This window comes from Arthrobacter sp. HMWF013, from assembly GCF_003061105.1.
GTDB lineage: Bacteria > Actinomycetota > Actinomycetes > Actinomycetales > Micrococcaceae > Arthrobacter.
In genome coordinates this window covers 1-12,694 of the sequence record NZ_QAIQ01000080.1, presented here as the reverse complement: position 1 = coordinate 12,694, position 12,694 = coordinate 1, and the positions used below count along the sequence as shown (strand labels likewise).

At 62.3% G+C, this 12,694-nt stretch carries 9 protein-coding genes and 2 pseudogenes; 7 read left to right on the top strand and 4 right to left on the bottom strand.

Translation table 11 applies throughout. From position 1 onward, the window contains the following. Positions 1-483, top strand: a 483-nt coding sequence (locus DBR22_RS03855; protein WP_181365013.1) for a glycosyltransferase, incomplete at its 5' end; no start/stop codon positions are given. A 417-nt stretch (positions 484-900) separates the two neighbouring features. On the opposite strand, the gene DBR22_RS03850 is transcribed toward DBR22_RS03855, so the two are convergent. Beyond that, entirely contained in the window at positions 901-2,013 is a 1,113-nt protein-coding gene (locus DBR22_RS03850; RefSeq protein ID WP_108597864.1) for an acyltransferase family protein, read from the bottom strand. 75 nt (positions 2,014-2,088) lie between these two features. On the opposite strand from DBR22_RS03850, the gene DBR22_RS03845 reads away from it, so the two are divergent. Beyond that, positions 2,089-3,435: an O-antigen ligase family protein gene (locus DBR22_RS03845; protein ID WP_108597863.1), complete on the top strand. Its 1,347-nt coding sequence runs from the start codon at positions 2,089-2,091 to the stop codon at positions 3,433-3,435. Here DBR22_RS03845 and DBR22_RS03840 read toward each other — a convergent pair. Then, positions 3,432-3,896, bottom strand: a complete 465-nt coding sequence (locus tag DBR22_RS03840; protein WP_108597866.1) for an Lrp/AsnC family transcriptional regulator — start codon at positions 3,894-3,896, stop codon at positions 3,432-3,434. The genes DBR22_RS03845 and DBR22_RS03840 overlap by 4 nt on opposite strands. Before the next feature lie 160 nt (positions 3,897-4,056). On the opposite strand from DBR22_RS03840, the gene DBR22_RS03835 reads away from it, so the two are divergent. Genes DBR22_RS03835 through DBR22_RS03825 form a run of 3 tightly spaced genes read left to right on the top strand, consistent with a single transcriptional unit; the run spans position 4,057 to position 7,816 of the window. Further along, positions 4,057-5,271 (top strand): thiamine pyrophosphate-dependent dehydrogenase E1 component subunit alpha, encoded by a 1,215-nt coding sequence (locus tag DBR22_RS03835; protein ID WP_108597862.1) that lies wholly within the window; start codon positions 4,057-4,059, stop codon positions 5,269-5,271. Then, on the top strand, positions 5,268-6,380 hold the full coding sequence (locus DBR22_RS03830; RefSeq protein WP_108597861.1) for an alpha-ketoacid dehydrogenase subunit beta: 1,113 nt from the start codon (positions 5,268-5,270) through the stop codon (positions 6,378-6,380). The genes DBR22_RS03835 and DBR22_RS03830 overlap by 4 nt, the downstream gene beginning before the upstream one ends. Before the next feature lie 2 nt (positions 6,381-6,382). Beyond that, positions 6,383-7,816, top strand: a complete 1,434-nt coding sequence (locus DBR22_RS03825) for a dihydrolipoamide acetyltransferase family protein (RefSeq protein WP_108597860.1) — start codon at positions 6,383-6,385, stop codon at positions 7,814-7,816. Between the two features lie 44 nt (positions 7,817-7,860). Here DBR22_RS03825 and DBR22_RS03820 read toward each other — a convergent pair whose 3' ends face one another. Continuing rightward, on the bottom strand, positions 7,861-9,687 hold the full coding sequence (locus DBR22_RS03820; RefSeq protein WP_146187367.1) for a hypothetical protein: 1,827 nt from the start codon (positions 9,685-9,687) through the stop codon (positions 7,861-7,863). 289 nt (positions 9,688-9,976) lie between these two features. Between DBR22_RS03820 and DBR22_RS03815 the strand changes: the two are divergent. Both DBR22_RS03815 and DBR22_RS03810 read left to right on the top strand, forming a co-directional pair. Next, positions 9,977-10,381, top strand: a pseudogene (locus DBR22_RS03815) (2-oxo acid dehydrogenase subunit E2); the annotation flags it as partial. Between the two features lie 164 nt (positions 10,382-10,545). After that, positions 10,546-11,700 carry an acyltransferase family protein gene (locus tag DBR22_RS03810; RefSeq protein ID WP_258229029.1) on the top strand — a complete coding sequence of 385 codons (1,155 nt, stop codon included), beginning with the start codon at positions 10,546-10,548 and terminating at the stop codon, positions 11,698-11,700. Positions 11,701-11,721: 21 nt separating this feature from the next. Here the strand turns inward: DBR22_RS03810 and DBR22_RS03805 are convergent. After that, positions 11,722-12,694, bottom strand: a pseudogene (locus DBR22_RS03805) (hypothetical protein); the annotation flags it as partial.

Genomic DNA, 12,694 nt, shown 5'->3' with positions numbered 1-12,694 from the left:
GTGTTGTCAGAGCACAAGGGTGCCGAACTTTTCGTACAGTTGGCTGCAGGAGTGACCAGGAAAGACATCGAATTCCATTTTTACGGGCGCGCTGTTGGCAATTGGGCAGCACTCGCCGAAAAAGCGGGGATAGTCGTTCATGGTGCATACGACCCTGCCGACCTTCCCCGCATTATGGCGTCCACCGACCTTGGCGTTGTCCTCCCTGTGTGGGAGGACAACGGACCGCAGGTTGTCATGGAGTTCATCAACTACGGAGTGCCCGTCTTGGCAACAAGAATGGGCGGCATCCCGGACTTCGTAACCTCAACTAACGGATTCTTGTTCGACCCGGCAGCCGTGGAAGAGGCCATTGCATATGTGGATGGCGCCGACATCGCGTCGCTGAGGGGCATGGCCTCAGCTATGCCCCGGCTCACCTCGCCGGCTGAACACCAGCAGCACGTACAACGCATCTACATGGAGGCCTTGCTCCCAGGATAGTCGACGCAGCTCGGGTCAATCATGGCGCGGCTAAAGGCGGCGATTCCCCTTCCGTTCGACGGGCCGTTCGTATTCGCAGGCCACATAAAAGCCCGAAGCTGAATACTCGTATTGACACTGCGTGCGACCACTGATCAGGAGAATATTTACTTCGGCGGTGTGAATCTCAACTTTTTCCGGTTTGGTGGCCACGCGTTTTGGATGCCGAGGGTTGGTGCCTGCAAAAATAGCTATGCGCTTTCACCCACGTGGTCCACGGAAACCGTGCTGTCCGGCCGAGCCCGGGCGACGTGCGCCGCACGTGGAACCAATGTCGGCTTGTGAGGCTGGCTCGTCTTCAGTTGTCCATCAAATGTTGGCGGGGAAAACCGAGCGGCATGTCGTCTGCGTTGTTCTGTCTGGACTTGCTTTGACGGGTCATGGACTTCGATTTTCCGACTTTACCGACGCATTTTCTCGCTTGGGCGCGGGCATATTTGCCGCTTTGGACCACCGGCCCAGTGCTCCGGGCGGAGTGAACAGCCAGGCGAACCCGAACTTGTCGGCCGCCCGAGCCATCGCAACCGGGACGAGTGTGGCAAGAATAACGCCGGTAATTAGTATGCCGGGCACAGAGTCAACGCCGAGGCGCGTCAACGCGATTCTCGTGCCTGCGGCTATCATCACGTGGACGACGTATATCTGAAGAGTGTATCGTCCAAGGATTCGAAAAACCCACGAAATGACTGGCACCCTCGAGAAGAATGCGGCAACCGATAAGAGAGCCACAATGCCAGTGGCCGCCGCTAGCATGCTCAACGGCCTCACCCACCAGGCCGATACCCCGATGTTTTGAGTGCCAGGCATAACCCCCAAAAGGACCATGGCCACGAAAAGAGTGCTTGATACCGAGGCCACAAGGGCGATTCTCGTCCATGTTCCGCTTAGCGCCATGCCGACGCGTCTGAGCCCGAGGGCAGATCCCACGACGACGAAGAATAGCAACGACAGGCCCCGCATTCCGAACCAGCCGTCCGGGTTCCAGCCCCATGCTAGGCAACTGATGACACCTACACCAATGAGTGCAACCGAGGCTCTCCGGCGTGATCTCCATGCCGCTGCCACGACAGCGACAATTGTGCCAACGGCGAGGAATGGCAAAAACCACAGATGTGCTGGCATTGCCCACACATGCAGAAGCGAATCCCATTCCCTATTGTTGTTACGCACGTTGCTGGTGAGGATTTCCGCGATGCTCTGGATGAAGAACCAGATCAGGTACAGGTACAGGGCAAAAGTAGCCCGTTCTCGGATGTAACCTTTGTTCCCACGTTTCCCGACAGCGCCAGGAATGAACATCCCGAGCAAGAACGCCAAAGCGGGCATACGGAACACGTAGAGAGCATTGTTAAATTGGCCGATCGGCGACCCGATATCCAGGATTCTCGCTGACACCATGCCGTCGACCGTGTGATTGAAAACGACGCCCACAATGACCAAGCCGCGGGCTACATCGATTACCGGCATCCTACTAGAGTCGTTTCTCCCCATGCTTTTCAGACTAGCGCCTCTTCCCGTGTCGCACCGATTCACTGTTCGGTGGTACCTCCCGGTATCCTTTGGGACATGGGGACTGCCAACCAGGCCATCAGTTTGCGGCCTTCGCTGCTGACGCCGACCAAAGCCAAGACACCCTTCTCAACGATATTGCTGTGGGTGGGCCTGTTCTCTGTGTCCTGGGATAGGTTCGCAGGGATCAGTGTTGGTACGTTCAACCTGAAGCTACCCATTGTGGCATTCGCTCTGGCATTTGCCCTGACGCTGGTGGATCGTGTAGCTCTCCGCAGACCTCCCATGGGTGCCCACCCTGCAATCGGTCTCGCCTTAGCAGTCATCATCGCCTATTTCGTGGGAGCCCTGTTTGCGCTTGATACTCAACTGGCAGTAATTCAGTTTGGAACGGTAGTCCTGGGCGCATTTCTTCCATTTCTGGCAGTTTTCACGAACCTCCGCACCTTTGGAGGGCTGGACTCCGCGCTGACAGCTTTCATTAGGGGCGGCATCCTGGCGTCGGTATTCGGGCTTTATCAGCTGACCGCATTTTACGCTGGCCTGCCGCAACTAATCCAATATGAGGCCACGGGGGGTGGGTTGGGTCGCATTTCTTCGTTCTCATATGAAGCCGCTTACTTCGCTTATTTTCTCATCTTGGTGATAGCCGCTGTATTTGCGCGAGCTCATATTACCAAGGCGTCCATTAATATATGGCTTGTAGGATTTTTGCTAATTGTTCTGATCCTGGCGAACAGTCGAGCGACCGTATTCACCCTGCCTCTCCTTCTCGTCCTAGCTTTCTTCCGTCGTCCAGATAAGTCCTTGACCAAGAAACTGACGCCTCTCTTCCTCATTACCATCTGGGTATTGGTGTTCATGTGGTTAGCACTGCCCGACATTTACGAAACATTCTTTGAGCGGGCCGCAACTATCTTCGATCCCACCGAACAGTCTTCTAACGCTCCGCGCCTCGACACGTATGACGCCGCGTGGGTGATCGCTCAGCAGGACTTACTGACTGGCATCGGCGGTGGAAACTTTAGGGATGCGTTGGCGGCCATGACGGGAGTTCACGTCCCCGGAATTTCTGCCAATGAATTGATCGCCAACAACGTTTGGCTCCAGGCATTGCTGGATGGGGGAGTGATTCTTCTCGCCGCCGAAGCCATCCTAGTGATAGTTGCAGCACGCACGCTATACAGGCGTGCGATCCCAGGAGCGCGCCTTCTCATGGCTGGATGGTTGTCCGCGTTGCTCGTCTCATCAATGGTTACATCCTATTTTTTCGACGTTAAGATTTGGGTTGTTTTAGCTTTGGCGCTTGCTGTAGCCAAGGACCAGATCGGCTCTGCCCCGGAATTCATCGGGGTACATAGCGGACGAACGAGGCAACCGTCGAGTTTGTCCTCCGGTACCTAGCGCGTATCAACATCCTCAAACACAAGAAAAGTCTGTGTATCCAGAACTCCGGGCATTGACTGGAGCTGGTCGAAGATCACCCGCCGCAGATCAATGTTGTCGATGGCGCGAACCAGCAGGATCACATCGAAGTCTCCTCCCACTAGTGCGATGTGGTGCACCTCCGGGATTGACCTCAGCTCTTCACGCAGCTCACGCCAGGAATGCTGGCTTACCTTGAGCGTCACGTAGGCGGAGGACTTCAGGCCTGCCTTGATGGGGTCCACCAGGGCGGTGAACTTGGTCAGGACGCCTTCGCCGGTCAGCCTGGCGATCCGCGTATAGGCATGGGCCCGGGAGATATGGACGTTTTCGGCCACCTGCGTCACGGACATCCTGCCGTCCCGGGTGAGCTCACTGATGATCCTGCGATCGACGTCGTCCAACGGCACCTCGGCGCTGTCTCCTTCACGTCCTGCCAATTCGTCCACTGCTCCCACTCGTTGTCCAGATCACACTTACGATTCGTCTTCCAGACTAGGCCCATCCGGCGGTACCTTCCACGATTCGTGGAAGTGCTGGATACGAAACGCGTCTCGGGACGATACTGGGTTTGACTAGTGGCTACAGAAGGACTGACCAATGACGATCTCCGCGGACCACTCTGCGCCGGACCGGGCGCAGCGGCTGCCGGCTGAAGATGCCGTATCGGAAGCGGTGCGCAAGTTCGGCATCACTGCCGAGGACTACATGCTTCCCGCCCACCACCAGATTGAAATGGTGGGCCCAGACGGACGGCTCAAGGCCGAAAGCGAGCAGGGCACCGAGCCCGGCCACGAATACCCGCTGCCCGCCGACGAAGAACTGTTGGCAGCATACGAGCAACTAGTCGTCGGGCGCCGGGTCAACGACCAGAATTCGGCACTCGTCCGGCAGGGGCGCATGGCCGTCTACCCGTCCAGCCATGGCCAGGAAGCCTGCCAGGTGGCAGCCGCGCTTTGCCTGTCCGCCGGCGACTGGATCTTCCCCACCTACCGGGACGCTGTGGCCGTGATGGCACGGGGAGTCGATCCGGTGGAGGCCATGACCATCTTCCGGGGCGACTGGCACAGCGGCTACGATCCCGCCAAGCACAAGGTGGGAATCCAGTGCACCCCGCTCACCACCCAGCTCCTGCACGCCGTGGGAGTGGCCCACGCGGCCAAGCTCCGTGGCGAGGACACCGTGGTGCTGGCGATGTGCGGCGACGGAGCCACCAGCGAGGGCGACTTCCACGAAGCCCTGAACTTCGCCGCCGTCTTCCACCTGCCCGTGATCTTCTTCGTCCAGAACAACAAGTACGCCATCTCAGTGCCGCTGTCACAGCAGTCCGTGGCTCCGTCGCTCGCCCACAAGGCGGTGGGCTACGGCATGGCCGGCGAACGCGTGGACGGCAACGACGTGGTGGCCCTCCTCGCCGTCCTTGACCGGGCAGTCAAGCTTGCCAGGGACGGCTCGGGGCCGCTCCTGGTGGAAGCGAACACCTACCGGATGCAGGCACACACCAACGCCGATGACGCCTCCCGTTACCGGCCGGACGGCGAGGTGGCCGAGTGGCTGGCCAAGGACCCGATCAGCCGGATGAAGACCTACCTCACGGACCGGGGGCTGCTGGACGACGGCGACGCCCGGATTGCGGCGAAGGCGGAAGCAGTTGCCACCCAGCTCCGCGAGGGGCTGAGCGAGGATGTCCCCGTGGACCCGCTGGAACTCTTCAGGCACGTGTTCTCGGCACCCACACCGCAGCTGAAGGAGCAGTCCGCCATGCTCGCGGATGAACTTGCCCGCGAAGCGTCACCCGAGGAGCCCACCAAATGAGTCCCACCGTGACCACGTCCTCCGAGGCCAACGGCAATGTCAGCGCGGCCACCGCGCGGGCCGCTGCTTCCGCCGCAGCCGTCCAGGAAGCAACAGGACCGCAGGCCATCACTATGGCCAAGGCCCTCAACACGGCCTTGGCTGATGCCATGCAGGCCGACCCGTCCGTCCTAGTGTTCGGCGAAGACGTGGGTATGCTGGGCGGCGTCTTCCGCATCACCGACGGTCTGACCAAAACGTTCGGCCAGCAGCGCTGCTTCGACACCCCGCTGGCCGAGTCCGGCATTGTGGGCATGGCCGTGGGCATGGCCATGAACGGGATGCGGCCCGTGGTGGAGATGCAGTTCGACGCCTTCGCGTATCCGGCGTTTCAGCAGATCGTCAGCCACGTGGCCAAGATGCACAACCGCACCAAGGGCGCGCTGAAGCTGCCGATGGTGATCCGCGTTCCCTACGCGGGCGGGATCGGGGGAGTGGAGCACCACTGCGACTCCTCCGAGTCCTACTACGCCCACACGGCCGGCCTGAAGGTGTTCACACCTGCAACCGTCGCCGACGCCTACCGCATGCTGCGGGAGGCCATAGATTCGGATGACCCGGTCATGTTCATGGAACCCAAGAAGCTCTACTGGTCCAAGGACTTGGTGGACCTCGCGGACCTCCGCGCGCAGCACGCAGCCAACGCTGATTCGGGCACGTCCTCCGAAGGCAAGGCCGCCGTGGCCCGTCCCGGGACCGACGCGACCCTGATTGCCTACGGACCGTCCGTTCCGACGGCGCTTGCCGCGGCCGCGGCGGCTGCCGAGGAGGGCCGCTCGCTGGAAGTCATCGACGTCCGCTCGATCGTTCCCTTCGATGACGAGACCGTGTGCGCGTCTGTCCGCAAGACCGGCCGGGCCGTGGTGATCGCCGAAGCACACGGCTTCGCCTCCGTCTCCTCTGAGATCGTGGCGCGGGTCCAGGAACGCTGTTTCCATTACCTCGCGGCGCCGATCCGCCGGGTGACGGGGTTCGACATTCCGTACCCGGCACCGAAGCTTGAGCACTACTACCTGCCCGGCGTGGACCGTATCCTCGACGCCGTTGACGACCTCCAGTGGGAGAACTAGACATGACTTCAGCACTGCAAGTATTTATGCTCCCCGACCTGGGCGAAGGCCTCACCGAGGCCGAACTGCTCAACTGGCTGGTGGCCGTGGGGGATGAGATCCGGGTGGACCAGCCCATCGCCGAAGTGGAAACGGCCAAGTCCGTGGTGGAGGTGCCCTCCCCTTACGCTGGCACTGTCACCGTGCTCCATGGTGAGCCCGGGCAGACGCTCGAGGTGGGCAAGCCGTTCATCTCGGTGGCTCCCGTGGGGGGTCCGGCTCCTGCGGCTGAAGCCGCGGCAGATACGTACCGAGAAGAGGAGAAGGCCGGTTCAGGGAATGTGCTGATCGGCTACGGGACACCGGGCGGCAGTGGTACCACCGGGCGTACCCGGGCTCCACGCGGGTTGGCGTCTTTGGGCCCAGATGGCGACAGTTCATCGCCGCGACCGTCTGACGCCGAGAAGGCGGCCGATGACCTGCTGCTGCTCCGCACCAGGGTTCCCGGGAAGCTGGGCGCGGTCATCTCCCCGCTGGTGCGGCGGATGGCCCGGGAACACGGCGTTGACCTCGGAGCGGTGCACGGGTCCGGCGACAGGGGGCTGATTATGCGCAAGGACGTGGAGGCTGCCATCAGCAGTCCGGCGCAGGCAGCGGCAGACACTACGGATGTGGAAACGCCGGTATCCGTACTGGCCCCAACACCGAAACCAACCCAGGGCGCCGAAGGAACTGACTCCCGCACAGGGCTGGGCATTTCGGCCCGGACCCCGGTGAAGGGCGTCCGTAAGGCCGTTGCCGCCAACATGGCCCGGAGCCGTTCGGAGATCCCCGAAGCCACTGTCTGGGTTGATGTGGATGCCACCGCACTCGTGGAGCTGCGGGCAGGGCTCAAAAAGTCCGATCCGCACAAAACGCCGGGCCTTCTCGCGTTCATCGCCCGTTTTGTCACGGCCGGGTTAAAACGGTTCCCCGAGCTGAACACCCGCATCGAAGCCTCTGCCGAGGGCTCGCAGGAGATCGTCTCCTTCGAGGGGATCAACCTTGGTTTCGCGGCCCAGACGGACCGCGGCCTGATGGTTCCCTCCATCCGCAGCGCGGACAAACTGAGCGCCCGCGAACTGGACGCGGAGATCCGCCGGCTCACCGCCGTCGTACGCGACGGCAAGGCGACACCCGAGGAACTGGGCAGCGGGACGTTCACGCTGAACAACTACGGTGTCTTCGGCGTCGATGGTTCCGCGGCCATCATTAACCACCCCGAGGTGGCGATCCTGGGGGTGGGACGCATCATGGACAAGCCGTGGGTGGTGGACGGCGAGCTCGCTGTCCGCAAGGTCACCGAGCTGACTCTGACCTTCGACCACCGGGTGTGCGACGGCGGCACGGCGGCCGGATTCCTGAGGTTCGTTGCCGACTGCATGGAGTATCCAGCGGCAGTGCTGGCCGACATGTGAGGCCGAGGGGCAGCGAAGAAAATTTCCGGTCTTACTGGCCGCTTCTAGATCCCGTATTCGACGGCAAGTTCCGCCGCCCAGTCCGTCATATCCGACGCGCTCATGGCACCACTGATAGCCAGAACGCGGGCAATATCACCGGTGAAGTAGCTGGAACCAACACCGTTCGCACCGAGTTTTACGCCGTCAGACGTATTCATGTTGGTCGTGCCGCTGACGACAGCACCAGAGTCGGACTTGAGGCGGGAGGAACTGCCATCAAACGCCACTATGACCACGCGCCATAGGTTTGTAAGGGTGACCGTGTTATCAATCATCGACTGCGCGTCAGCGGTAGTGCTTACAGCCGCCCGCACGCCCACGTCCCCGACCTGTGTGTGGATCAAATGGTAGTGGCTTGTTGAGGGTGATGCGAGGATGCGCTGCGATCCCACGGCCCGGATGCGGGTAATGAGCGCGTAGGTGACGGGCTGGTTGATCATGGATACGCCCAAAGCGCTGCTGAGCGACTGCCCCATTGCAGCATCGAACGTTGCGATCTTCCGCCCGCCGGGGCCGGCCGTGGACATCTTCGGGTAGTTGGTACCCCGCGTACTAATCGTGATTGGGACGCTGCCCCGCTCGGATGACCATGTGGTGATGTCGGCGCCGTTATCGAAGGCGAGGGCATTGGGGTCCAGGTCAAAGATGACAGGTTTGCCTTGCGCTACCGCCTGTTCGGGAAGGGCAAGCGGCCCGCCTGTAACCTCGAGCAGAAAAAGCTTGAACTCAGGCACCGGGAACGACGGCCCACCGCTGTGCCCGAAAACATGAGTGTCAAGCAGGGTGGCCTTGCTAAATCCATTCAGCTTGTCCTTGAGCTTCTGCCCGTGGAGCGCCAAGGGAACCACATTGTCATTAGATGAGCCGACGATGAAGATGGGCACGCCGTTAAAGTCCGCCGCCGTGCGGAGCGCCGGATCATAGCCTGCAGTCTTGGCTGCGTAATCAGAACTGTTGGGCGCGATGCCGTAAGCGGTGCGGATCAGGGCGTCCCGGCCGCCGCCCGCGTCGTACCGCTGCCGCAGATCCACAACCGGGTCAGAGAGGAAGATGCCGAGCGCGTCAGGGAAGACTCCCATTGTGACGGCGTTCAGTGCACCGAGGCCGCCCATGCTGGTGCCATGCAGGATCACGCCAGAGATGGGCGCCTTGGTAAGTGCGTACTCGTACAGGGCACGGGCGTCGGCCAGCGCCGAGGGTGAGCCGTAGCTGTTGCCGTGGAAATTGGCCGTCGCGATGGCAACGCCAAGCTCAGATGCCGCGTTCGGCAAGCTTGCCTCGTAGAACTTGTCCCCGCCCGCGTCGGTGCCTTTGAACTGAATCACCAGAGGCAGGGGCGTCGAGTAATTCCACCGTGCAGGCCACTGGATGCGTGCGGCCTGGTCGCCATTCACCGTCACCAGCGAGGGGGACGTGGGCAGCGGCTTGCCCGCCGCTTCCTTTGCCAATGAACGCGCGTAAGCGTGCTGCCGCTTTGTCTCTTCTGTTCGCCTTGTGATCGAATTCGTCGCAAGCTTCGACTGGCTGGCGAAAACCGTTCCGCCTTCGGCAAGAATCGTGGCAGAAAGGTCAGGAAGTTGGGCCGGGAGGATCTTTGCATTCGCATCCAAAGTCGCGACGCCCGACGGTGTCGCCTTCTCAGCAGCTGGGATATATGTGTTGGTCGGCAGGGTCTTATCATCGGGAGCAGCCTGGGCCCTGCCCGCACCCATAGCGGAAGCACCGGTTAGCGCAGTTATCAGGGTTCCTAGTCGGAGAAGCCCTCGGCGCTTAACGCCGGAATCGCCCAGCGATGCCCGTTGCTCCCCAATACCAATCTCTTTGACCATAAGCAGAAGTTATTTGGCTAGGAGTTGCACAACCACCGTGGAGGTTACGCGTTTTGTTGCCTAGCGAGTACTCACGTGGTGTGGGTGCTACTCGAATCGGGGCGCTCACGTGACGAGTACGCGACTATTACGTGGAGCAGCGACCTAACGTTTAAGCGCCCGCGAATTGGACGTGCGAATGGGACATGAAACTTAGGGACCCACGACCAACACGGGTCGCAGGTTCTGTATCTTGGGCATCCTCCCGGAGTCTTTCTACGCTGACCGCAGCAAAGATTACTTCTAAGTGGCGGCCCAGACAGACCGCGGTCTGATGGTTCCCTCCATCCGAAACGCGGACAAAATGAGCGTCCGTGAACTGGACGCGGAGATCCGCCGGCTCACCGCCGTCGTACGTGACGGCAAAGGGACGCCCGAGGAACTGGGCAGAGGAACGTTTACGCTGAACAACTACGGCGTCTTCGGGGTGGACGGTTCCGCGGCCATCATCAACCACCCTGAGGTGGCAATCCTCGGGGTGGGGCGCATTATGGACAAGCCGTGGGTGGTGGACGGGGAACTCGCTGTCCGCAAGGTCACCGAGCTGACGCTCACCTTCGACCACCGCGTCTGCGACGGCGGCACGGCAGCCGGATTCCTGAGGTTCGTTGCCGACGCGATCGAGAACCCCAGCTCGCTGTTTGTGGACATCTAAGAGCCGGGATTTTCGCTGAATTCCACGCCCGGTCGAGGCGCCCGCAAGGCGCTCCGCCCTGGCTCCATCCAGCCTTCCCCCAGCAGGGTTATAGAAACGTTATGTAAGCTGGATGGGTGAATTCTTGGTCAAGTAGTGGAACTTCAGCAATTATGGAAGGCCCGGTGGCGCCCGGAAACGGGCTCATGTCTGGGCGGAAGCACGCCCTCGACGGGCTGCGGACCGTCGCGGTGGCGTTCGTCTTCCTCTTCCATACCGTGACGGAACTGGTCCCGGGCGGGTCCATCGGCGTGGACGTGTTCTTCACCCTCAGCGGCTTTGTCATCACCCTGCTGATCATGAAGGAATACCAGGCAACGGGCCGGCTGCGCCTGGGCGTCTTCTACGCCAAGCGGCTCGCCCGTCTCTGGCCGGCGCTGCTGGCCGTCTGCGCCGTGGTGGTGACTGTTGGCTTTGTCTTTCCCCGGTCGGGGTGGGGCGGCCAGGAAGCCAACGCCATACCGGCGGCCTCCTACGTGATGAACCTGGCCAACTTCGGCGTTTTCGGTTCCTCCACCGGCGGGAACGCGCTGAGCCCCACCTGGACCCTGGCCGTGGAGGAGCAGTTCTACCTGGTGTGGCCGGTGCTCCTGCTGGTCATGCTTCGGTTCTGGAAAGTCCGCACCGTCGCCTGGTTGACCGCTGCCCTGGCAGCAGGCTTCCTGATCTCGCGGTTTTTCCTGGTATCAGCCGGGGCGCCGCTGGCCCGGCTCTACAACGGGCCGGACACCCGGGCCGATCAGCTGCTGTTGGGATGCACCCTGGCCCTGGTGTTTGCGTCGGTCACTCCCGGCTCCCGGGTCCATGCCTCGCTGCAGGCCGGTGCACGCTGGGCCGGTCCGCTCGCCGGGCTTGCCCTGGTGGCCGCGGTGTTCGTTCTCCACGAGCCGGCTACGCCCGGTACGTGGTTCAGCGTCTTCTGGACCTTTGGCCCCACGGTGTTGGCACTGCTGGCCGGGGTGGTCATCGGGTCGCTGGTCCTCCGGCCGGCCGGTCCCGCCTCCAGGATCCTGAGCCACCCCTGGCTTGCCAACCCCGGCCGCGACCTGTCCTACGCCGCCTACCTCTGGCACCTGCCGGTCTATCTCCTGCTGATGCCGCTTGTCCCGTCGCTCTGGGTCCGCGTGCCGCTGGCGGCAGCCCTGACGGTACTGATGGCCTACCTGTCGTTCCGGTTCGTGGAACGGCCCCTCCGCCGCTGGGCCTCCGCAAAGCTGGATCCCGCCGTCGTCCGTTCCGTCCCCGAACGGGAGCTGGCACTTGCGGGGCGGGCGTCCTGACCTGTCTTTCGGTGGAACCGGCTACGACGCGTCGATCATGCTGACGCCGTCCGTCAGTTCCAGCCACAGCTCAGACTCGGTGGCCAGGCTGCCGGGGCAGGCCAGAGCCAGTTCCATGAGCCCGTTGCTGCTGGCGGTGGCACGCACGGCCATCCGGTAGGTGACGTCAACGTCCTTGTCGTTCTTGAAGCGCAGCCGGGCTTCCTGGAGTTCGATCTCCTGGCTGCCGTCGCGCAGGTTGACGTAGGTTGACGCCACATCGGTGACCACTTCCACGGGCTTGCCGGCGGCCGTCTTGACCGCCTCGATCTCCGAAGCCATCACCAGCGCCGTGGTGGCCTCATCGCCGGATTCGCCAGTGGGCTCCAGGGCGGCCTGGTAGGTGGTGAACGTACACTGCAGACCGGCGTTCCGGTAACGCAGCATGCCGTCCTTGACCTCTTCCCTGGTCCAGCCTGCGGGTTCCTTGATGGCCCAGACGGGCGGGGTGCTGAAATCGGACTCGTCAAACAGGTAGATGGCGCCGGCGGCTTCCGCCCCGGCACTGGGCGAGGCATCGGCCGATTCCTGCGGCTCTGCTGACTCGCTGACGCTGGGAGCCGGGGCGGCGACGGGTTCCGTGCTTCCGCCGCCGAGGCCGTTGACTGCCAGGATGCCTGCGACGGCGATGACCGCCACCACGCCCACTCCGCCTGCCACCCAGCCCCACACGGGCATGCCGGACTTCGGCGCCTGGGTGAAGGCGGGCGCTTGGCCGTATTGCTGGCTGGGGTCACCGTAGGGCTTCTGGCCCGGCTGCTGTCCGTAGTGCTGCTGGCCGTACTGCTGCGGCTGGGGAGGGGGCCAGCCCTGGCCCTGCGCCGGAGCCGGCGGAACCGGCGGGTAGCCCGGACCGTCCTGCGGCTGCTGCGGCTGGTTGTCAGGCTGCTGCGGCCATCCTGGCTGCTGGTTGTTGTTCACTTGATCCCCAATAATCGGCGCGAAGGTGCAGGAC

Excerpts from the sequence above, each read along its gene's own strand:
- DBR22_RS03830 (WP_108597861.1), top strand. The coding sequence starts at position 5,268 with ATGAGTCCCACCGTGACCACGTCCTCCGAGGCCAACGGCAATGTCAGC.
- DBR22_RS03825 (WP_108597860.1), top strand. The coding sequence starts at position 6,383 with ATGACTTCAGCACTGCAAGTATTTATGCTCCCCGACCTGGGCGAAGGC.
- DBR22_RS03835 (WP_108597862.1), top strand. The coding sequence starts at position 4,057 with ATGACGATCTCCGCGGACCACTCTGCGCCGGACCGGGCGCAGCGGCTG.
- DBR22_RS03850 (WP_108597864.1), bottom strand. The coding sequence starts at position 2,013 with ATGGGGAGAAACGACTCTAGTAGGATGCCGGTAATCGATGTAGCCCGC.
- DBR22_RS03845 (WP_108597863.1), top strand. The coding sequence starts at position 2,089 with ATGGGGACTGCCAACCAGGCCATCAGTTTGCGGCCTTCGCTGCTGACG.
- DBR22_RS03820 (WP_146187367.1), bottom strand. The coding sequence starts at position 9,687 with ATGGTCAAAGAGATTGGTATTGGGGAGCAACGGGCATCGCTGGGCGAT.